General features: G+C 73.2%; 17 protein-coding genes and 1 pseudogene. 9 read left to right on the plus strand and 9 right to left on the minus strand.

The genetic code is table 11. The features are described 5' to 3' along the window. The first annotated feature begins 94 nt into the window (after window positions 1-94). Window positions 95-1,285 carry an SLC13 family permease gene (locus tag ACIGXM_RS12150; protein WP_396559685.1) on the plus strand — a complete coding sequence of 397 codons (1,191 nt, stop codon included), beginning with the start codon at window positions 95-97 and terminating at the stop codon, window positions 1,283-1,285. Window position 1,286: 1 nt separating this feature from the next. On the opposite strand, the gene ACIGXM_RS12155 is transcribed toward ACIGXM_RS12150, so the two are convergent. Genes ACIGXM_RS12155 through ACIGXM_RS12165 form a run of 3 tightly spaced genes read right to left on the minus strand, consistent with a single transcriptional unit; the run spans window position 1,287 to window position 3,698 of the window. Next, window positions 1,287-2,126, minus strand: coding sequence for an inositol monophosphatase family protein (locus ACIGXM_RS12155; protein ID WP_396559687.1), 840 nt, complete (start codon window positions 2,124-2,126; stop codon window positions 1,287-1,289). Further along, a complete protein-coding gene (locus ACIGXM_RS12160) occupies window positions 2,110-2,772 on the minus strand; it encodes a hypothetical protein (protein ID WP_396559689.1) in 663 nt (220 codons plus the stop codon). Before ACIGXM_RS12160 ends, ACIGXM_RS12155 begins: the two co-directional genes overlap by 17 nt. Window positions 2,773-2,777: 5 nt before the next feature. After that, window positions 2,778-3,698, minus strand: a complete 921-nt coding sequence (locus ACIGXM_RS12165; RefSeq protein WP_396559691.1) for a hypothetical protein — start codon at window positions 3,696-3,698, stop codon at window positions 2,778-2,780. Window positions 3,699-4,036: 338 nt separating this feature from the next. On the opposite strand from ACIGXM_RS12165, the gene ACIGXM_RS12170 reads away from it, so the two are divergent. The 4 genes from ACIGXM_RS12170 to ACIGXM_RS12185 are packed head-to-tail and all read left to right on the plus strand — an operon-like array spanning window position 4,037 to window position 9,583. Further along, a complete protein-coding gene (locus ACIGXM_RS12170; protein ID WP_396559693.1) occupies window positions 4,037-6,346 on the plus strand; it encodes a SpoIIE family protein phosphatase in 2,310 nt (769 codons plus the stop codon). A 45-nt stretch (window positions 6,347-6,391) separates the two neighbouring features. Next, on the plus strand, window positions 6,392-7,501 hold the full coding sequence (locus ACIGXM_RS12175; protein ID WP_396559695.1) for a sugar ABC transporter substrate-binding protein: 1,110 nt from the start codon (window positions 6,392-6,394) through the stop codon (window positions 7,499-7,501). A gap of 7 nt (window positions 7,502-7,508) precedes the next feature. Further along, complete coding sequence (locus ACIGXM_RS12180) at window positions 7,509-8,303, plus strand: ATP-binding cassette domain-containing protein (RefSeq protein ID WP_396559697.1); 795 nt, start codon at window positions 7,509-7,511, stop codon at window positions 8,301-8,303. Beyond that, window positions 8,300-9,583, plus strand: coding sequence for a sugar ABC transporter permease (locus ACIGXM_RS12185; protein ID WP_396559699.1), 1,284 nt, complete (start codon window positions 8,300-8,302; stop codon window positions 9,581-9,583). Before ACIGXM_RS12180 ends, ACIGXM_RS12185 begins: the two co-directional genes overlap by 4 nt. 11 nt (window positions 9,584-9,594) lie before the next feature. On the opposite strand, the gene ACIGXM_RS12190 is transcribed toward ACIGXM_RS12185, so the two are convergent. Beyond that, entirely contained in the window at window positions 9,595-10,761 is a 1,167-nt protein-coding gene (locus ACIGXM_RS12190) for a PP2C family protein-serine/threonine phosphatase (RefSeq protein ID WP_396559701.1), read from the minus strand. Window positions 10,762-10,882: 121 nt separating this feature from the next. Between ACIGXM_RS12190 and ACIGXM_RS12195 the strand changes: the two genes are divergently transcribed. The 3 genes from ACIGXM_RS12195 (at window position 10,883) to ACIGXM_RS12205 (ending at window position 14,133) form a co-directional block, all read left to right on the plus strand. Further along, window positions 10,883-12,457 carry a phytoene desaturase family protein gene (locus ACIGXM_RS12195; RefSeq protein ID WP_396559901.1) on the plus strand — a complete coding sequence of 525 codons (1,575 nt, stop codon included), beginning with the start codon at window positions 10,883-10,885 and terminating at the stop codon, window positions 12,455-12,457. 77 nt (window positions 12,458-12,534) lie between these two features. After that, window positions 12,535-13,356 carry a hypothetical protein gene (locus tag ACIGXM_RS12200; RefSeq protein ID WP_396559703.1) on the plus strand — a complete coding sequence of 274 codons (822 nt, stop codon included), beginning with the start codon at window positions 12,535-12,537 and terminating at the stop codon, window positions 13,354-13,356. Between the two features lie 90 nt (window positions 13,357-13,446). Beyond that, window positions 13,447-14,133 carry a YcnI family protein gene (locus tag ACIGXM_RS12205; RefSeq protein ID WP_396559705.1) on the plus strand — a complete coding sequence of 229 codons (687 nt, stop codon included), beginning with the start codon at window positions 13,447-13,449 and terminating at the stop codon, window positions 14,131-14,133. A gap of 77 nt (window positions 14,134-14,210) precedes the next feature. On the opposite strand, the gene ACIGXM_RS12210 is transcribed toward ACIGXM_RS12205, so the two are convergent. From ACIGXM_RS12210 to ACIGXM_RS12225, 4 genes and pseudogenes are all read right to left on the minus strand, one after another. Next, window positions 14,211-16,145 carry an Ig domain-containing protein gene (locus ACIGXM_RS12210; RefSeq protein ID WP_396559707.1) on the minus strand — a complete coding sequence of 645 codons (1,935 nt, stop codon included), beginning with the start codon at window positions 16,143-16,145 and terminating at the stop codon, window positions 14,211-14,213. 258 nt (window positions 16,146-16,403) lie between these two features. Beyond that, window positions 16,404-16,944: pseudogene (locus ACIGXM_RS12215) on the minus strand (SDR family oxidoreductase). A gap of 73 nt (window positions 16,945-17,017) precedes the next feature. After that, a complete protein-coding gene (locus tag ACIGXM_RS12220; RefSeq protein WP_396559709.1) occupies window positions 17,018-17,464 on the minus strand; it encodes a hypothetical protein in 447 nt (148 codons plus the stop codon). A gap of 317 nt (window positions 17,465-17,781) precedes the next feature. Beyond that, a complete protein-coding gene (locus tag ACIGXM_RS12225) occupies window positions 17,782-18,165 on the minus strand; it encodes a transglycosylase SLT domain-containing protein (protein WP_396559711.1) in 384 nt (127 codons plus the stop codon). 742 nt (window positions 18,166-18,907) lie between these two features. On the opposite strand from ACIGXM_RS12225, the gene ACIGXM_RS12230 reads away from it, so the two are divergent. Further along, on the plus strand, window positions 18,908-20,107 hold the full coding sequence (locus tag ACIGXM_RS12230) for an alpha/beta hydrolase (protein WP_396559713.1): 1,200 nt from the start codon (window positions 18,908-18,910) through the stop codon (window positions 20,105-20,107). A 63-nt stretch (window positions 20,108-20,170) separates the two neighbouring features. Here the strand turns inward: ACIGXM_RS12230 and ACIGXM_RS12235 are convergent, their stop codons facing one another. Then, complete coding sequence (locus ACIGXM_RS12235) at window positions 20,171-20,923, minus strand: DUF4118 domain-containing protein (protein ID WP_396559715.1); 753 nt, start codon at window positions 20,921-20,923, stop codon at window positions 20,171-20,173. Window positions 20,924-20,941: the final 18 nt, after the last annotated feature.

Consider the following 20,941-nt stretch of genomic DNA (forward strand, 5'->3'; position numbering starts at 1 on the left):
ACGTGTCATCAGCTCGTGGAACGGTAACGCCGGGATCACCACCGGGATCGTCCGCCCGGTGCCCCGGTGCCGAGCGTGTGCGATCCTGTCGGCTGTGTTGTCTCTGAGACGTCTGCAGACGCTGGACTGGGTGGCCGTGGGCCTGCTCGGCTGCGGCCTGCTGTTCCTGGCCACCGGCCTGCTGCCGGCGCCGACCGCCGGATCGGCGATGGCCCGGGTCGGCCCGCTGCTGGCCTTCCTCGGCAGTGTCATCGTGCTGGCCGAACTCACCAGCGAGGCCGAGGTGTTCGACGTGGTCGCGGCCGGGGTGGCGCGGGCCGGGCGGGGCAGTTACGCCGCGCTGTTCGTGCTGTGCGTGGGCTTCGCCGCGCTCACCACGGTGACGCTCAACCTGGACACCACGGCGGTGCTGCTCACCCCGGTGATGCTGGCGCTCGCCTCCCGGGTGGGGATCGCGCCGGTGCCGCTGGCGATGACCACGGTCTGGCTCGCCAACACCGCGAGCCTGCTGCTGCCGGTGTCCAACCTGACCAATCTGCTGGCGGCCAACCGGGTCGCGCTCTCGCCCACCGGTCTGGCCGCGGTGATGTGGGCGCCGCAGCTGGCCGCGATCGTCGTGACCATGGCCTGCCTGTGGCTGTTCTACTGGCGGCGCGGCCGGCGCGGGGCGCCGGGGTACACGCCGCCGGCGCCGCACCGGCCGGCGGATCCGCTGCTGTTCCGGGTCTGCGCGCTGGTCTGCGCGGGTTTCCTGGCCGCGATACTCCTGGCCGACCTGCCGCTCTGGGCGGCCTCCGGCGCGGCGGCCGTGGTCGTGGTCGTGGCGTTCGCGTTCCGGCGGCCCGCGGCGCTGCGGCCGTCGCTGGTCCCGTGGCGGCTGCTGGTGCTGGTGCCGGGGATGTTCCTGGTGGTGCAGACCGTGGACGTGCACGGGCTGCACCGGCTGCTGGCCGCGGCGATCGGCACGGACGACGGGCCGACGGGGATGTTCCGTGCCTCGCTGGTCGGCGGGGGCCTGTCGAACGTGCTGAACAACCTGCCGGTCTACCTGGCCGGTGAGGCCGCCGTGCCGGTCGGCAACCACCGGCAGCTGCTGGCTCTGCTGATCGGCACCAACGTCGGCCCACTGGTGCTGCCCTGGGCCTCCCTGGCCACCCTGATCTGGTACGAGCGCTGCCGCGCGTTCGGCGTCCGGGTGCCGCTCCGCGGCGCGGCGGCCACCGGCGCGGTACTGGCCGTCGGCGCGGTGCTGGCCGCCACCGCGGCGCTGGTCGTGACCTCCTGAGTCACCCGGTCCGCGCCTGGGCGACCAGGTCGAGCAGGTACGGCACGACCTCCGGCCGCCCGGCGACGAAGCCGCGCTCGGTGTCCGGCAGGCCGATCCGGTGGCTGAAGCCGCCACCGTCCAGCGCCCGGACGTCCAGCCCGGCCTCCGCGGCGAGCAGGCTGCCGGCGGGCAGGTCGATCTCCTCCGGGCGGTAGCCGACGAAGCCGTCGATGTCCCCACGGGCCAGCATCGACCAGGTGAGCAGCGGCGCCCACAGCTGGAGCAGTCGCCGCGCGCCCGACTCCAGCGCCGACTTGAGGGCGCCCGCGGCCGGGTCGTCGCGCGGGACGGCGTGGCCCTGGGTCCAGGCGAGCACCGGGCCGGACGACGGCAGCGGGCGGACCGGCGCGCTGAGCCGCCCGTGCGGGCCGTACGCGCCGCAGCCGCTCAGCGCCCGCCAGGTGCGCAGCGTCACCGGGTCGTGCACCACGCCGAGCACCGGTCGCCGGTCGACGCAGAGGGCGATGCCGACCACGTAGGCCGGCAGGCCGATCACCACGTTGTTGCTGCCGTCGAGCGGGTCCACCAGCCAGGTGCGGGAGGGGCGTTCGCCCTCCAGCAGGCCGGCCTCCTCGGCCAGGATCCGGTCCAGCGGGAAGTGCTCCCGGAGTCGACCCAGCACCAGGCGTTCGGCCAGCAGGTCCAGATCGGTGACCACGTCGCCCCGATCGCCCTTGGGCCGGACGGCGTACTCCTGCCGGCACCGCGAACGCAGCAGCGCGCCCGCCTCCTCCGCGGCGTCCACCGCGATCCGGCACTCGATGGCGAACTCGCTCGGCGGGTCAGGACGCGGGTTCATGGATCCTCCTCGCGCAGGCCCGGGCGATCCGGGCGGTCTGGGCGCTGTCACAGGTCCGGCGCACCACCCGGTGGGCGGGGGCGTCGATCCGGCCGAGCATCAGGTCGCGCCCCCGGGGCAGCGTCCGGGCGAGCACCAGGGTGGCCGCCGCGCCGCCGGCCGGCAGCACGGTGGTGTGGAACTCCCCCGCGGGCAGGGTGTACGTCTCGCCCCGCCCGCTGGTGTGCTCGGCCCCCGGCGCGCCGCGCACCAGCCGTGCGGTCGGGTGGAGTTCGTCGACTCCGGAGCTGCCGCTGATCACCTCGAAGACCCGGTGGGTGGGCCGATCGGGCTCGTCGGAGACCCGTACCCGCAGGTTGCCGATCTCCCCGTAGAGCACGCTGCTGGTCAACTGCCAGCTGTGGCAGTGCACGACGGTCAGGTCCGGATCGCCGGGGTCGGGACCGGTGGGCTCGAAGACGTGCACGCACACCCCGAGGGGGCCGTCGCGCAGGATCGGCAGGCAGAGGAAGCCCAGCGGGTGCCGGACCGCGTTCAGCCGCCGGGCACCGGAGGCGATCGGTTCGAGCTCCCGGACCACCAGGCCGGGCAGCTCGGACGAGGCCGCCGTACGGCCGGCGACCCGCTCCAGCAGGCTGAAGTCCACGGTGATCACCTTCGGTACGGGTTCTCGGCCCGCAGCGCCTTGTCGACCACCTCGCCGACGTCCCGGTCGTCGAAGTCGGGGGGCAGCGGCAGTCGCAGCCGGTCGAAGAACCGGCGCGCCTCGTCGACCGTCGGATCGTCGCTGAGCGGTTCGGCGTCCCGGAGGTCGACCTTGGCCGCCTGTTCCCGCTGGTGGTGCAGTTCGGTGGCGTAGTAGTCGTAGAGCGGCCGGTTCCGGTCCACGTACAGGCTCAGCCGGCTCGGGTCGTCCTGGGTGATGATCAGGCAGGAGGCCGAGAGGTCGAAGCGCAGGGTCGGCACGACCGAGGAGAGGTGGACGTCGATCTCCAGGGTGTCCAGCCGCTGCCGGTACCAGCAGGCCGCGAGCACGGTGGCGAAGGACTCCTTGCGGGTCCGCTCCACCGTCCAGCGGTCCCGGTCCGTGCGGTGCGCGAAGGTCTGCCGGAACCTGGCGTAGGCGGCGCAGGCCTGCTCGTCGCCCGGGTGCACGACGTCTATCTTGACCGTCAGCGACCGGCGTTGGCGCTGCGCCTCCTCGACGCACGCGGGCAGCGTGACCGCCCGCAGGTACGTCCCGGTGCCGCCCTTGAACACCCACCGGTCGGTGTCCTGCCGGGCCCGCGCCAGGGCCTGCTCGACCTCCGAGCCGGCCAGCTCGCGCATCGCCGTCAGGCTCTCCAGCGCGCGCCTGGTGCCGTCGGTGGCCTCCCGGATGTCCGCCACCCGGCGCCGGCGCTCGGCCAGCGACCCGTACACCAGCGCGGCCAGCACCAGCAGGATCGCGCCCGAGACCAGGTTCTGCGGGACGGCGTCCCCGAGCATGTCGAGCAGGCCCACCACGACGGCGCCGCTGAATGCGACGACCCCGTCCGAGTTCCTGATCGCCCAGGCGATCGCGTTCTCCAACCGGCGCCCCGGCTCCCTCGTGGTCCCTCCCACATCGCCTCCCGCGGCCATGGTAGGAGCGCCGGGAGATCATCCGCCAGGGGCCGATCGACGTTTCGGACAGGTGGACTGACGGATCGTCACACCGTTCGAGCCGCCCCTGCCGGACCGCGCCCACCGGCGGCGCGGGCGCGCCCCGGCGGGCCGGGCGTCGGCGCGGGGAACACCACGGGCCACCGGCGCGCCACGGAGGGTGGAGCAGGCCGGCGGGCGCCCCGCGACGCCTGCGCGTGGGCCCTGATATGCGGCGATAATGACGTTGTCGGAAGGCTCTGCGGATTGCGACGGAGCAGGTTTTGGTGTTCACCGGGGTTGCGCTTGCTGCTCTCTACGTGCTGGACGAGGACGCCGGAGAGCTGCGGTTGGCCGAGACCGCCGGGGACGGGGCCGGCGCGGTGGACAGCCTGGCACCGAGTTACCCGTTGGCCGGCCGCTCGCCGGTCGCCGCTGCCTTCCGCTCCGGCCGGCCGCTGTGGTTGACCCCGGCGGAGGCCGCCGCCGGGGACGGGATCGACGCCGCCCTGGGCGCGGTGCCCATCAACACCGGGCGGCCGGGCTGCCTGGTGATCGTGGAGCGCGCCGGGGAGCAGTTCACCCCGGACCGGCGCGCCCTGCTGGAGCTGTACGCCGGGCAGGTCGCCGCGCGGCTCGGGGCCGCGGAGCCGGGCGCCGCGCTGGACTCCACGACTGTCGGCTCGTTCACCCTGCTCCTGGACACCGGGCGGATCGACGCGGACGGGCCGGCGCTGGACCTGCTGGGCATCGCCCGGGACGGCTTCGACGGGCGGGTGGAGGCCCTGCTCACGGTGACCGTACCGGAGGACCTGCCCGCGCTGATGGCCGTCCTCGCGCCGGACCGGGTGCCCCGGGAGGACCGGGACCTGGAGCTCCGGATCCGCCGGCCCACCGGTGAGGTGCGCTGGCTGCGCCTGCGGCACCGGGTGGTGAGCGGCGACGGCGGCCGGCGGCCGGAGCGGGTGCTGGCCGTGCTCGCCGAGGCCGGTCCGCTGCGCCCCCTGCGCGACGAGGTCTCCTGCGTCCAGCGGCTGACCGCCGCGCTGGCGAGTGCGCGGACCGTCCGGGACGTCGGCCGGGAGGTGGCGACCGCGCTGCGGGAGCCGCTGGGGGCCGACCGGGTGGCCGTCTTCGAGTACCACGCCGAGCGGCCTGAGGCCTGGCGTTTCGGCTGGGGCGCCGACTGGCCCGGAGCGCCGGAGCCGCCCGTTCTGGAGGCCGCGCTGCGCCAGGGCGGCCTCAGCCTGTGGACCGCCGACGGCGAACGCGACCCCGGCCTGACCGGCGTCGGCCCGGGCGGCCTCGCCGTCCTGCCGCTCCCGGCCGACGGCCAGCTGGTCGGCGGCTGCCTGCTCGGCTGGTACGAGCCGCGGGAGTTCGGCCCCGGACAACGCTCCCTGCTGGCCGCGGCCGCCGGCCTGGCCGGGCAGGCGCTGGCCCGGGTCCGGTCTCTCGAGGCCGAGCGCGAACTCGCCGACACGCTGCAACGCGGCATGCTGCCCCGCAAGCTTCCGACCGTTCCCGGCTGCGCGGCCGTCGCGCGCTACCTGCCCGCGACGACGGGCCTCGACGTGGGCGGTGACTGGTACGACCTGATCCCGCTCTCGGACCGGTACGTCGCCCTGGTCGTCGGGGACGTGCAGGGACACAGCGCCGAGGCCGCGACGATCATGGGTCAGATCCGGACCGCCATCCGCGCCTACGCCGTGGAGGGCCACCCGCCCGACGTGGTGGTCTCGCACGCCAACCGCCTCCTCGTGGGGATGGCCACCGACACCTTCGCCACCTGCTGCTACGTCACGCTGGACCTCGAGGAGGGCGACGCCTGGTTCGTCCGGGCCGGCCACCTGCCGCCGCTGCTGCGCGCCCCGGACGGCGGCGCCACGGAGGTCGCGGTCGAGGGCGGTCCCCCGCTGGGTGTCTTCGCGGACACCGACTTCCCGATGACCATGGTGGGCCTGGCTCCCGGCACGGTCCTGGTGCTGCTCACGGACGGCCTGGTGGAGTCGTCGAGCCTGCGCCTGGAGGACGGCCTGCGACGGGTGGGCGAGCTGCTCGCCGCCGCCGACCCGTCCGACGCGGAGCGGATGGCCGACGAGCTGGTCGGCGCCGCCGAGCAGCGCGAGGACGACGTGGCGCTGCTGCTGTTGCGCTTCGACGGGACGACGGCACGGCCGCTGCGGGCGGGCTGGGCCGCCTGGCGGCTGCCGGACGCCGTGATGCACGCGCGCCGCTTCACCGCCCGCACCATGCGCTCCTGGGGCGTGACGGCGGAGACCGACACCATCCTGCTGGTCGTCTCCGAGCTGGTCACCAACGCCATGGGACACACCCAGGGCGAGGTGCGGCTCGACCTCACCCTCGCCGGCGAGCGGCTGCGGATCGCGGTCAGCGACTCCGAGCCGCGGGCCCCGGTCAAGCCGGCCAGCGTCGACTGGGAGGCGACCGGTGGCCGGGGGCTGCTGCTGGTGGAGGCGATGTCGGCGGCCTGGGGTTCGGTTCCGCTCAGCGGCGGCAAGCAGGTGTGGAGCGAGATCGTGCTGCCGGCGCGCGAGCCCGTCGTTCACTCAGGGCGACTACCATCGGCTGGGTAAGCCGTCTTTTCGTCGGCTGGTTCCAGTGGCTAGAAGGCCCCTCGGATGAAGAGCTACCTGGGTCGCAGCGCCGTCGCCGCGACCGTCCTGTCGCTGGCCGCGGGTCTCGCGGCCTGCGGGGCGACGGTGGACACGGCCGGTTCGGGCGGCGGTGCCCCGGGGCGGGGCGGTTTCACCGTCGGCCTGCTGCTCCCGGACACCCACACGGCTCGCTGGGGAACCGCCGACCGACCCCTGATCGAGCAGAGGGTCAAGCAGCTGTGCGACGGCTGCACGGTCCGCTACGCCAACGCCTCGGCGGACGTGGCCACCCAGCAGCAGCAGGTGGATTCCATGATCGCGAACGGGGTCCGGGCGCTGATCATCGACCCGGTCGACCACAAGGCGATGCGCTCCTCCATCGTCGCGGCGTACAAGGCGCACGTCCCGGTGATCTCCTACGACCGGCTCGCCGACGGCCCGGTCTCCGCCTACTCCAGCTTCGACTCCGAGCAGATCGGCCGGCTCCAGGCCGAGGCGCTGGTCACGGCGATGGGACCGAAGGCGCCCGAGTCGCAGATCGTCATGATGAACGGCGACCCCACCGACCCGAACACCTCGGCCCTGCAGAAGGGGGCGCTCTCCGTCCTGAAGGGCAAGGTGAAGATCGGCCGGTCGTACTACACCGCGGGGTGGATCCCGGAGAACGCCTTCAGCAACATGTCCGCCGCGATCGCCCAACTGGGCGCGAACCGGATCGACGGCGTCTACTCGGCCAACGACGGCCTGGCCACCGGCGTCCTCGCCGCCCTGAAGGCAGCCAACATCAAACCGCTGCCCCCGGTCACCGGGCAGGACGCCGACCTGGCGGCGGTGCAGCGGATCGTCAGGGGCGAGCAGTACGTCACCGTCTACAAGTCCTTCGCCTCGGAGGCCAACGCCGCCGCGGAGATGGCCGTCGCGCTGGGCCGTGGGCAGAGCCTGAGCGGCATCGCCACGACCACGGTCGCCAACGACACCCGCAACGACATCCCGGCCGTCCTGGGCACCCCGGTCCCGGTCACCCTCGGCACCATCCGCAGTGCCGTCGTCGACAACGGTCCCTACACGATCGACCAGATCTGCACACCGAAACTCGCGCCCGACTGCCAGAGAGCCGGACTCACCACCGCTTAGGCAGGAGTTGGTTCAGGTGGCACCCACCCCCGTGCTGTCACTGCGCGGCATCTGCAAGAGATACGGTGCCGTCCAGGCGCTGCTGGACGTCGAGCTGGACATCCAGGCCGGCGAGGTGGTGGCCCTGGTCGGGGACAACGGCGCCGGCAAGTCCACCCTGGTCAAGGTGATCACCGGGGTCGACCCGGCGGACGAGGGCGTCATCGAGTGGAACGGCCGGCCGGTCCGGATCAACAGCCCGCACGACGCCCAGACCCTGGGCATCGCCAGCGTCTACCAGGACCTCGCGCTGTGCGAGAGCCTCGACGTGGTCGGCAACATCTTCCTCGGCCACGAGATCTGCGTGGCCGGCGTGCTCGACGAGGTGGCGATGGAGCGCCGGGCCCGGAGGATGGACCTGCTGGACAGCCTCTCCGCCCATCTGCCCAGCGTGCGGGTCCCGGTCGCCTCGCTCTCCGCGGGCCAGCGGCAGACGGTGGCGATCTCCCGGGCACTGCTCAGCGAGCCCGAACTGCTCATCCTCGACGAGCCCACCGCGGCCCTGGGCGTCTCGCAGACCGCGCACCTGCTCGACCTGATCGACCGGCTGCGGGACCACGGCCGGGGCGTGCTGCTGATCAGCCACGACCTGGGTGACGTCAAGGCGATCGCGGACAAGGTCGCGGTGCTGCGGCTGGGCCGCAACAACGGCTTCTTCGACGTGCCGACCACCTCGCAGGAGCAGATCGTCTCCTCCATCACGGGTGCCACGGACAACGCCGTGACGCACCGCAAGACCCGGCCCTGGGAGGCGACCCTGTGAAGAGCACCGGAGCGTCCAGGAGCCCCTCCTCCACCGCGCCCCGCGACGCCGCCCGCGCCGGGGCCGCCGCCGACCGGCGCCCGGCCGGGCGGCCGCCGGGCGGCCGGGCCCAGCTCGGCGACGTGGCGCGCAGGCTGCGCGGCGGCGAGCTCGGCTCGTTGCCGGCCGCCCTGGGCCTGGTGGTGATCTGGGTCGTCTTCCAGTCGCTGGACAGCCAGTTCCTCTCGCCACGCAACCTGTCCAACCTCGGCGTGGACATCGTCGGCCCGGGCCTGATCGCGGTCGGCCTGGTCTTCGTCCTGCTGATCGGCGAGGTGGACCTGTCGCTGGGGGCGGTCAGCGGGCTCGCGGCGGCCGTCTTCGCCGTGCTGAACGTGAACCAGGGCCTGCCGGAGTGGCTGGCGATCGTCGCCGCGCTGCTGGTCGGGGCCGCGATCGGGCTGGCCCAGGGGTTCCTCTTCGCCCGGATCGGCGTTCCGGCGTTCGTCGTCACGCTGGCCGGGCTGCTGATCTGGAACGGCCTGATGCTCAACGTCCTCGGCGCGAGCGGCACCATCAACCTGCACGACCAGGGCCTGGTCCCGGCGCTGACCGACCGCTACTTCACCGTGCCGGCCGTCGGGTACGGGCTGGCCGCGCTCGGCACGGTGGCGTTCTTCCTCGCCTCCTACCACGACGGACGGCGGCGCCGGGCCGCCGAAGTGCCGGCCCGGCCGCTCGGCGAGATCGTCGTGCGCACCACCGGCGTCGCGGTGATCGCGTTCGTCGCCGCCTACGTGCTGAACCGCTTCGAGGGCCTGCCGCTCGCCCTGCTGATCATGCTGGCCTTCGTGGTCGGGCTCGACTTCGTGCTGCGGCGCACCCGCTACGGGCGGAAGGTCGTCGCCATCGGCGGTGGCGTCGAGGCGGCCCGCCGCTCCGGTGCCAAGGTGGTCCGGGTGCGGATCTCGGTGTTCGCGGCCTCCGCGACACTGGCCTCGATCGGCGGGCTGTTCCTCGCCTCCCGGGTCGCCTCGGTGGGCCAGACCTCGGGCTCCACCAACCTGCTGATCAACGCCATCGCCGCGGCCGTCATCGGCGGGGTGAGCCTGTTCGGCGGGCGCGGCACGACCTGGTCCGCGCTGCTCGGCATCCTGGTCATCCAGTCGATCGCCTCGGGCATGGTGCTGCTGGGCATCCAGCCGGCCGTACAGTCCATGGTCACCGGAGGCGTGCTGCTGGCCGCGGTGATCCTCGACTCCCTGTCGCGCCGCTCGCAGCGGGCGCACGGCCGGGCCTGACCACGCGCGGCTCAGCGGCGCTCCCCGGCCCCCGAGTGGTGGATCCTGCCGAGGTGGTGCCCGGGGTGGGCCTCGGCCGGGCGGTGGATGGCGATCAGGGCGGCGTCGTCGCCGAGGCGTCCGCCGGCGTGCGCCAGCAGGTCGCGCCGGACGTGGTGCAGCAGCGTCTCGGGCGGGCACTCGGACCACTGGGCTGCGCGCTCCGCGAAGGGGTAGAACTCACCGTTGCGGTCCCGGGCCTCGACCACGCCGTCGGTGAAGAGCAGCAGGGTGTCACCGACCTCGAAGGAGAACATGTCGAGGGTGTAGCCCGCCGCCCCCATCTCGCCCACGCCTAGCGGCGGCGCGGGGTGGATGCTCGGCACGGTCACCACGTGGCCCGGGCTGAGCAGCAGCGGCGGGAGATGCCCGCAGCTGGTCAGCTGGGTCACGCCGCCCTCGTCCGGGATCCTGACCAGCAGGGCGGTGACGAAGCGCTCGTCGGCGTCACCCTCCGCGTCGACGGACTCCGCCGTGTAGCGCCGGACGCTGCTGTCCAGCGAGGCGGCCAGCGCGGGCAGCGTGGCCTGCTGGTGGGCGGCCTCGCGGAAGGCGCCGAGCACCAGCGCGGCCTCGCCGATGGCCGCCAGGCCCTTGCCCCGGACGTCGCCGATCAGCACCAGGGCGCCCCGGTCGGTGCGGGTGGCCGCGTACAGGTCACCGCCGATCTGGGCCTCGTCCTCGGCCGCGATGTACAGGCAGGCGATCCAGAGCGGCCCGATCCGGTCCGGCAACGGCCACAGCAGCACGTGCTGCGCGGCCTCGGCGACCGACCGCACCTGCGCCAGCTGGCGTTTGTGCCGTTCACGGACCGCGCAGAAGAAGACGATCAGGGCCGAGAGCACCGCGAGCGCGATGAGCTGCACCACCACGGTCCGCGAGACCAGCATGCCGTAGTGGAAGCCGACGAAGGCCTGGCCCAGCACGGCGAGGAAGCCGATCACCCCGGTGAGCCGGGGGCCGGCGAAGGAGGCGGTGATCGCGGGCGCGATGACCAGCAGCGGGCCCAGATGCACGTCGACCGGGGAGAAGACGTCGCCGGCGGTGATCACCACAATGAGCACGAGTGGTATCGCCACCAGCGCACAGCTCGATCGCCACAGCTGCCCGTCGCCGGACAGGCGCCGCACAGGGCTCATTTCTCCACTGTGCACCCTCATCCGGCCGCAGACGAATCCAGCGGCACGGGGCTGGCCAGGCGGCGCGCGGGACTGGTAGGACAGCGGTATGCCACCCGGTTCCGTGTCCGACCCACGCACTGTGCCCGCCCGGTCCCGCTACGACGCCGTGATCGTGGGCGGCGGGCACAACGGGCTGGTCGCCGCCGCCTACCTGGCCCGGGCCGGCCGGAGCGTGCTGGTGCTGGAACGGCTGGACCGGATCGGCGGCGCGACGGTGTCCACCGAGGCCTTCCCGGGCCTGCCGGCGCGGCTGTCGCGCTACTCCTACCTGGTGAGCCTGCTGCCCCGGAAGATCGTCGAGGAGCTGGGGCTGCGCTACACCGCGCGGCGCCGGCGGATCTCCTCCTACACCCCGGTCGAGCGGGCGGGCCGGCCGACCGGGCTGCTGGTGGACTCCGGTGACGCCGCCAGGACCGCCGCCGCGTTCCGCGAACTGACCGGCTCCGAGCGGGAGTTCGCCGCCTGGCAGGAGTTCTACGGGATGACCCGGCGAGTGGCCGAGCGGATCTTCCCCACACTCACCGAACCGCTGCCCGACCGGGCCGAGCTGCGCCGGCGGGTCGACGATCCGGCGGCCTGGGAGGCGCTCTTCGAGCGGCCGCTCGGGGAGGCCGTGGAGCGCGCCTTCACGGACGACCTGGTCCGCGGCGTGGTGTTGACCGACGCGCTGATCGGCACCTTCAGCCACCCGCACGACCCCTCGCTGCGGCAGAACCGCTGCTTCCTCTACCACGTGATCGGCAACGGGACCGGCGACTGGGACGTACCGGTGGGCGGCATGGGCGCGCTCACCGGCGCGCTGGTCGAGGCGGCCCGGGCCGCCGGGGCGGAGCTGCGCACCGGCTGCGAGGTCACCGCGGTGGCCGCCGTCGGCGCCGGTGCGGAGGTGGCGTTCCGCTCGGGGGATCGCGAACTGCGGGTGGGGGCCGGACGGGTGCTGTGCAACGCGGCACCCACCGTGCTGGCCCGGCTGCTTGGCGACCCGGTTCCCGAACCCGGCCCGGAGGGAGCCCAGTTGAAGGTCAACATGCTGCTGCGACGGCTGCCCCGGCTGCGCGACGCCAGGGTCGATCCGCGCGAGGCGTTCGCCGGGACCTTCCATGTCGCCGAGTCCTACGACGAGTTGAAGAAGGCCCATGGAACGGCTCTGGCGGGTGGGTTGCCGGACCCGGCACCGGCGGAACTCTACTGCCACTCGCTCACCGATCCGTCGATCCTGGCACCGGAACTCGTCGCGCGGGGCTACCAGACCCTCACCCTGTTCGGGCTGCAACTGCCCGCCCGGCTCTTCACCGCCGATCCGGACGGCACCCGGGAGGCCGCGCTGCGGGCGGTGACGGCGGCGCTGGACGAGCAACTGGCCGAGCCGCTGGCGGACTGCCTGGCCGTGGACCGGGAGGGGCGGCCGTGTCTGGAGGTGCGCACGCCACTGGACCTGGAGCGCGAACTCGGGCTGCCCGGCGGCAACATCTTCCACGGCGAGCTGGACTTCCCCTACCGGGACGCGGACGCCCCGGCGGACAGCGCGGCGGACCGCTGGGGTGTGGCCACCCGGCACCCCGCGGTCCTGCTGTGCGGTGCGGGCGCGGCCCGCGGCGGCGGGGTCAGCGGCATCCCCGGGCACAACGCGGCGATGGCGGTGCTGGGTCGCTGACCGCGGCCCTCCGGTTCCGGCCAGTCCGGTGGCCGCGCTGCCACGCCCCGGAGTGGGATGCCATGATGTCTCCCGCCATGTCTACCACCACGGAGACCGCCCTCGGTCCGGTCCGCGCCGCCGCCGCCGATCTGCGGCTGCTGCGCGCCCTGCCGTTCGCGACGGTCTGCGTCGTGCTGGCCGTGGCGGGGCACACGATGGCCTCGGGCCGCGCGGTGCCGTGGGACGCGGTGCTGACGGGGTGGCTCGCCACCTGCGCCGGGGCCGTGGTGGCCGCGCGGCGGGAGCGTTCCCTGCCGGCGATCACCGGTGGGCTCGCCGCCGGGCAGTTGGGCCTGCACCTGCTGTTCCAGGCCACGCAGTCGGCCCCCGGGAGCCGGGACGCACCCGGCACGGCGGACCTGGGCAGCATGAGCGGCATGCCCGGCATGAGCGGCATGAGCGGTATGCCGGGGATGGCCGGCAGCGGATCCGCGCCCCGGCCGGGCGTGCGGTCCGGGCTCGGCGCCCACCCGCTCGGGACGGCCGGACCGCACGCCGCGCTCTGGTTCCACGCGCTCTGGTTCCACGCGGCCCTCCTCGGGCTGAGCCCCGCGATGCTGGCCGGCCACCTCGCCGCGACCGTCGCGGCGGGCTGGTGGCTGCGCCGCGGGGAGGTGGCGCTCTGGCGCCTGGTCAGGCTCACCGCCAAGGCACGGGCGGCCACCGCACACGCCTGCGGCGTCCTGCTCGCCACCCTGCGCACGCTCTTCGCCGCCCCGCCGACGCACACCGCCGGCGGACTCGGCACGCCCGGTCCCCGGCCGGCCCGACGGGACGGACGCCCGACCACCCCCGGGCGGCGGCTGCTGCGGCACCACGTGATCAGGCGGGGTCCGCCGGTGGCGCCGGCCGTCTGACCGGCGCGAGCGGGCCTCGGTGCTCTGCTCCCGGCGGCGGCCCGGTGCTGTCCTGATCACTTCTCTCCTGTTACGGAGCACACCCCCACCATGAGCAAGCCCTCCGCGCGCCGCCTCGCCGCCGCGTCCGCCCTGGCCGCCGCCACCGTGCTGCTGGTCGCCGGCCCCGCCTCCGCGCACGTCACCGTGCAGCCGTCCAGCGTCTCCAAGGACGCCACCGACCAGACCTTCGCCTTCCGGGTCCCCAACGAGGACGACACCGCCAGCACCGTGAAGGTCGAGATCGACTTCCCCACCGACACCCCGATCCCGTCCGTACTGGCGGCGGCCGTGCCCGGCTGGACCGACCAGATCCAGACCGTCAAGCTGGCCACCCCGATCCACACCGACGACGGCGACATCACCGACGCCGTCTCGCAGATCGTCTGGACCGGCGGCCAGATCACCCCCGGCCACTACCAGGACTTCACGGTCGACTTCGGCGCCCTGCCGGACGGCACCAACCAGGTGGTCTTCAAGGCCCTGCAGACCTACAGCAACGGCAACGTGGTCCGCTGGATCGACCAGACCAAGCCCGGCCAGCCCGAGCCCGAGCACCCGGCCCCCGTCCTCACCCTCACCGACCCCAGCACCGCCACGGCCAACAGCGCCGCCGCACCCGCCAAGAGCAGCAGCGACGACACCGCCCGCGCGCTCGGCATCGCCGGGATCGTGATCGGCGTCCTCGGCACCGCCGCCGGCGTGCTGCTCGGCCGCCGCCGCAACACCGCGCAGTAGCCACCCGACGCCGCTGCGGGGCAGGCCCGTTGGCCCGCCCCGCAGCGGCGCTCACCCGGTGCTCGCGCGGAACTCGCTCAGTACTCGCGGGCCGAGGTGTCGTCCACCAGGAACGCCGTCGAGGGCGTGCTCCCGGTCTCGTGCGCGACGAGTTCCAGGCCGATGGTGGTGCCGAACCCGACCTGGTTCAGGTACGGGGTCAGATCGACCGTCTGCAACTGGTAACCGTTGGTCCGGGTCTGGCTGGTCCAGGTCGCGGCCGTGCCGAGCGGCTGCCTGGTGTACTGGTCGAGCACCACCAGGGAGAGCGTGTCGGGCGAACTCGCCGAGCCGTTGGTCGAGTCGACGTCCAGCCAGAACGAGAAGGTCGCCTGGTGGTAGCCGGGATAGGTGTCCAGGTACTGGGTGATCGAGTCGTCCTGGCCGGTGTGCTGACCGAGCCAGGCGTACCAGCTGCCGCTGTGCGCCGCGTGCAGGCTGGACGGGGTGATCAGGTTGTAGCTGGACGGGTTCCAGGCGTCGGTCATCCCGGTGTGGTCGACGTCGGCCGAGCCGTTCTCGAAGCCGGTGTCGATGAGTTGCTCGATGCCGCCGCAGCCGGCCGGCCCGCCGGCGGAGACGTTCTCCCAGAAGCCGGTGCTCGTGCTGTGGCCGGCCGGGTCGCTGGCCGTGACGGTCACCCGCCGGTAGCCCCCGGTGGCGGCGGCCGAACCGGATATCACGCCGCTCGCCGGGTCGATGCCCAGCCCCGGCGGCAGGCCGGTGGCACGGTAGGAGACCGCCGAGCCGGCGCTGTCCACCGCGACCGCCGGGATCGAGACCGGCGAGTTCGGCGGGTCGGTCCGGTCGCACATGGTGCTCAGGACGAGTGGCTGGTTCTGTTGGACCGGGTCGGAGGCCATGCAGAGGTGGTCGGCGTTCGACCACAGGGTCTGCAACGGGAACGAGCCGGTGGAGAGGTTCTCGAAGAACAGCCCGCCGTTCGAACCCCGCGGAATCCAGGCGCACTTGTCGGCGATCTCCTGGCCGGTGCCGTCGGTCCAACCACCCGGGGTGTCGGGGTCGGTGACCGTCTCGGCGTACTCGTGGCCGCCGATGATGCCGTAGCCGTCCAGTCGCCCGCGGGCGGTGTTCTCCCCGAACCAGTTGGTGCCGCAGCCCGGATTGTCGGTCAGGTAGGGCATGTTGGTGTAGGCGAGCTGGCCGTAGGAGGAGCGCTCGAAGTCGTGCCAGGCGCAGTAGCCGAGCTCCTTCCAGGTGTCCGGGTCGGTGCCCTGCGGCGAGTCGATCACGTACTGGACGTTGCGGTTCTGCGCCTCGGTGGTGTTGCCGAAGTGCTGGGCGGCGGCGGCCGCTTCGGCGCCGAGCTGGGGTTCGTTCGCCGACTGCGGGGCGGGCGCGCCGTTGTCCACCCAGACACCCGCGAGCACGCTGCCGGCCACCGGGTACGGGACGTGCGCGGCGCTCGCCGGGCACTGCACGCTACCGGCCGGGATCCCCTCGCAGTACTGGGTCAGCACCGCACTCCAACCGTCGCCGGCGCTGCCCAGGCCCTTGAAGAAGTCCTGCTGGTAGGGCACCGCCTGGTCGGCGTCGTGCGAAAGCACCACGTCGCCGCTGGAGTTGGTGGACGGGGTGCCCCACTGGGAGCCCCAGACCACCAGGTAGACCTTGGGCGGGCCGATCACCACGCCGGCCGAGTCCTGCCCGCCCTTGTAGGTGACCTGGAGGTCGTACTGGTTCGAGACGTAGCCGCTGTCGGGATCGCCGGTGCCCGGGTCGGCGCCGTCGGCGACCTTCGGCCCGATCCGGTCACCCGCCCGGATCGGCGCCGCGGCGGCCACCGCCCTGGGCGTGGCGGCGGCCGTTCTGGGGGTACCCGGCTTGACCTGCACCCAGCCGCTGTCCGTGGTCCTCACCCAGCCGTCGGCGGCGGGGTGAGGGTCCGCCACCGCCGAGAGCGGGCTGCTGAGCCCGGCGGCGGCCAGCGCGACGACCAGGCCGGTGAACACGGTTCGCCTGCCGCGCCGGAGTAAGCCGGAGGGAAATCTGACCATACGTCACAGTCCTTCAGGGAAAGGGGAGTTCCTGGCGGACGCAGGCTGCGGCCAGGGCACACCGGACGACACCGCGGCGGAACGCGGAACGCGAGAACGCCGGAGTAACAGTGCAATGGCATATTGCACTGTGCCGAGCGGGCGCACAAGACTCACCGCGCCCACCGGGCGGTGGACGCGGTGCTGTTGGTGAAACGGCTCGGACCGCCGCCGCTATTCGGTCCGGCGTCCGCGCGCCATCGCGCGGTTCAGTCGCAGGTTGCCCACCAGCAGGCCGCCGTCGACCGGCAGCGTCACCCCGGCGATCCGGGCGGCGTCCGCGGAAAAGCCAGGAAGGCGACCGCCGCGGCGATGTCCGCCGGCTCGCCGACCCGCCCCAACGGGTACTCCTCGGCGGCGAGTTCGAGCACCCGGCGGCGATCCGCCCAGCCCTCGGTGTCGACCGTGCCGGGCGTGACCAGGTTGACCCGGCCCCCGCGCGGCGCGCACTCGACGGCCAACGTCAGGGTGAGCGAGGCGAGTCCGGCCTTGGCGGCACTGTAGGCGTGCAGGCCGAAGTGGCGTTCGCCGTTCACCGAGCCGATGTTGACGACGGCGCCCCGGCCACCGGCGGCGGCCACCCGCTCCGCGCGGGCCGGATCCCGGTCGGTGACCAGCACCCGGCCGCCCTCCGTCGCGAGGCGCCGTGCCGTGGCCGCCCCTGTCCCAGTCCCGCCCCGGTGATCAGCACGCGGTAACCGTCGAATCGCGCCATGGCGTCACCCTGGGCGCGGGCGCCCCCGCCGGCCAGGGGCCGGCGGGAGCCCGATCCGATCAGCCGGACGCACTCAGCGGGACAGGCCGATGATGTGCGCCGTCACCACCGTGCGCCCGCGCACGCAGGTCGCCGGCAGGTACCGCTCGGTGTACGGCGGGGACTGGCAGACCCAGCGCCCCACGTGCACCGGCCCGCCGCCACCGTTGCCCGGGGCCCGACCGGCCCTGAGGTCCTTGTAGTACTGGCGGTAGACGCGCAGCGCGGTGTCGCAGGTCACGTACCCGTGCGGGACGCGGATGGCGGCCTGGTAGCCGCCGGCCGTGGTCAGCTCCCCGCACAGCCCACCGGTACCGGGCAGCCGCGCACTCGATGGGGACGCCTGGGCGGCGGTGCCCGTACCGGGCGTGGCGGCGGCGGCCGTACCGACACCCGCGGTCAGGAAGGTCGCGAGCAGACCGCCGGCGATCGACAGCGCGGACAGTGCGGCGGACCTGGAGGTCAGCGGTCGACTTCTCATGGCCGGGTCCTCGGATTCTCCTCGGGTTGCGCTCCGGAGTCAGCGGGCGGCTCCGTGACACGGACGTCGAGCGCACGGTGGATCCGGACCACCCGGGAGGGAGTGCCACGCAGCACGCCGGTGCTCCCACCACAGTGACCGCCACCGTCGGGGACAGCCTATGCACTACGACCCGATTCGTCCTGGCGGAGCAACGCCACCCGAGCAGGCCACCGGAAACGCGTCCAGGCCATCACCGCGACGCTCGGGGCGCCGTGGTGATGGCCTGGACGAGAGGGCTACCGGCCGGGAATCAGGGCCGGCTCGCTATCACCGGCTCAGTACCAGTGGTGGACCTGCCAGAAGGCCCACGCAGCGTTCGGGCTGCCGTAGCGGGTGTTCATGTAGTTGAGGCCCCACTTGATCTGGGTGGCCGCGTTGGTGCGCCAGTCGGCACCGGCGGAGGCCATCTTCGAGCCCGGCAGCGCCTGCACCAGGCCGTAGGCACCCGAGGAGGCGTTGACGGCGGTGACGTTCCAGCTGCTCTCGTGGAACACGATCTGGCTGAAGGAGGCGAGCTGGTTAGCCGGCACGATCTGCGCGGCGATCTGCTGCGGGGTGGCGGCGCTGGCGGCGGACGGGGCAACGGCGGTGCCGAGGGCGACGATGCCCGCGGCAGAGGCCAACAGGGCGGCAGACGTGCGAACGCGCTTGGAGAACATGAAGCAAGACCTCAATCAACTGGCTGCGCCGCCGCCCTGGGGGAAGACCGCGAACCGCTCGGGGTCCGCATGGTCGGGGCGGGGCGCCGGGCACCCAGGAAGGGGGACCTGACGAAGATGTGCCGGAGCGGGGAAGCGCTCCAGCACGTTGACTGGGCCAATTCTTAGCGGCGCCTGGGTGCCCGGCCAAGGCCCCTTGCTACGACGCCACGCCGTAGGACGGCCGCCCTCGGGCACCGCCCCGGCGGCCTCGGGTACCCGGCTCTCCCCACCCCAAACCTGTTCGTCTAAAAACTTTCGGATCCACCGCGGACCGCCCCCGACCTGCGCGCATCGCGGCCCGTCGAGCACGGCGGCGCGACCCGTCCGACCGGATACCGATACACCCGTCGTCATGACCCGCGGCGGCCCCGGACGATCAACTATCGACCCTCGTAGCCCCTCGGACCATGTGAGGACCCTCACCTGAGGCCATGTCCGATTTGTCATCTTTAGAGGCTTTGGTCCCCTGAGTGCCCGCCCGGCGAAATCGCCCGTTTTCCACCCTGCCGCGAACTCTGCCCCCCTTCCGACAACCACCGGGCTCCCAGATTCCAAGCGAATACCCGGGGAAATGTGACGCGGCTCTCAGGCTTATCCCAGCAATCGGGAAACCGGACACCTGTTCTCGTCGTCCATGATCTTGTAATGCGCGCACGGGCGAGCGGGACCCGGGCGGCTGGTGACCGGATACGAGAACCCGATGCAGCTGACAGGCACCCCTTTCTTCGTCCTCACGATCGTGCTGTTCGTGGCCTCCATAGGACTGGCCATGCTCCAGTGGGTCCGGGCCGGCGGCTCCCGGGCGAGCGAGGAGCCGGGCCTCCCGGCCGGGATGGGCCGGGCCGCCCGCCGCACCCGGCGCCGGCGCGGCGGGGGGACCGGGCCGCTGCGGACCCTCGGCTTCCTGGGCACCGTGCTGCTCTGCCAGGTCACCGCGGTGACCATGGTCTTCGTCATGGTCAACAACGCGAACCTGCTCTATGACAACTGGGGCGACCTGCTGGGCACCGGGAACCACGTCCGGGCCGTCCCCGCGCCCCCGACCAACCCCAACGCGGGCCTCAAGGCCGACGCCGGACAGGCCAAGGTGATCCAGTCCTTCCACCCCGTGGACGACAGCGCGGTACCCAAGGACGTCCAGGAGACCGACCTCAAGGGCCGGCTCTCCGGGGTCGACGGCGAGGTCCTGGTGTGGACGCCGCCGCAGTACAACGACCCCGCCTACCAGAACAAGACCTTCCCGGTGGTCGAGCTGCTCGCCGGCTTCCCGGGCTCCTCCAGCGCCTGGTTCGGCAGCATGGACGTCTCCAAGCAGCTCGCGCCGCTGATGACCTCGGGCCAGGTGACCCCGTTCATCCTGGTCTCGCCCCGGGTCACCCTGCTGGGCCGGAACACCGACACCGGCTGCTCGGACGTCCCGGGCAAGGTGAACGCGGAGACCTGGCTGAGCCGGGACGTCCCGCAGATGGTCCTGGACAACTTCCGCACCGACGCCTCTCCCGACCACTGGGCGGTGGCCGGCTACTCGGCGGGCGCGCACTGCGCCAGCAAGCTCGCACTGGCCCACCCGAACATCTACCGCGCCGCGATCAGCATGTCCGGCTACAACGACCCGGCGGCCGAGAGCGACTCGCTGACCGCCAAGGACCCCACCCTGCGGCAGACCCAGAACCCCCTCTACATCCTGACCCACGCCGCGACCCCACCGAACGTCGCGATCTACGTGACCGGCAAGAAGGGCGACGGCTACGAGGACGCCGTGGCACTCCAGCAGGCGGCGAAGGCACCGACCGCGGTGACCCCGGTGGAGAACAACGGTGCGCACCTGGTCTCCACCTGGAAGCCGATGGTGCCCACGGCCTTCGAGTGGCTGAGCAAGATCATCCCGGCCACGCACTGAGCCGTCGGGGCCCGGGCCGGCCCGGGCCCCGCTCGTCACCGCCACCGGCTCGGGGCGCGCCGGTCAGGCCGCCTTGTCGACCCGCCACATCGGGTCCAGCGCGGCACCGGCCTGGTCGGCCAGGGTGGCCGCGACCAGCCGGGCCTGACGGGAGGGGCGGGCACCGGGGATCGGGTCGAGCATGAACCGGCCGTAGTAGCGGTCACTGCTCACCAGCCGCAGCTCCACCTCCTGGGCGGGCATGCCGAGCCGGTCCACGTCCCAGACGTTCTCTCCGATGAGCACGGATCCGTCGTGCTCCAGACGCGGCGGGTGGCCCATCAGCGTGCCGTACTCGAAGCGGCAGCCGCGCAGCTGGAGCACCTCGATCAGCTGCTCACGGACGTGATCCGCCACCGCCAGCGGGGAGTTGGCGGAGCGGGAGAGCACGGCCGTGTCGTGGATCTGCGCCAGGTAGCCGGCGTCGGTGATCGCGATCACGCGCATCCGGCGGGCGTGCGTCGCGAGTTGGGAGACCGCCAGGCCGACCAGGAGCAGCAGCACGGCGGTTGTGAGGTCGGCGGACTTGCTGATGTCGAAGGTCGCGTACGGTCGGGTGAAGAAGAAGTCGAACCAGACGGCGGCGGACACCGCCGTCAGCGCCCCGGGGACGCGGTGACCGAGGGAGGCCACGGCGACGATGACCACCACCAGGCCCAACGCGACGTCCGTGTTGGCCAAGCTGCCGCGGGCGGGCAGCAGCACCGCGCAGACCGCGGGCGGGAGCAGCAGTGAGGACACCAGTGCGGTCCGGCCGCTGGTGAGGTTCTGGCGCATGACACACCTCCTGACCAC

It is taken from the genome of Kitasatospora sp. NPDC052896 (assembly GCF_044547075.1).
In the GTDB taxonomy this organism is placed as follows: Bacteria; Actinomycetota; Actinomycetes; order Streptomycetales; family Streptomycetaceae; genus Kitasatospora.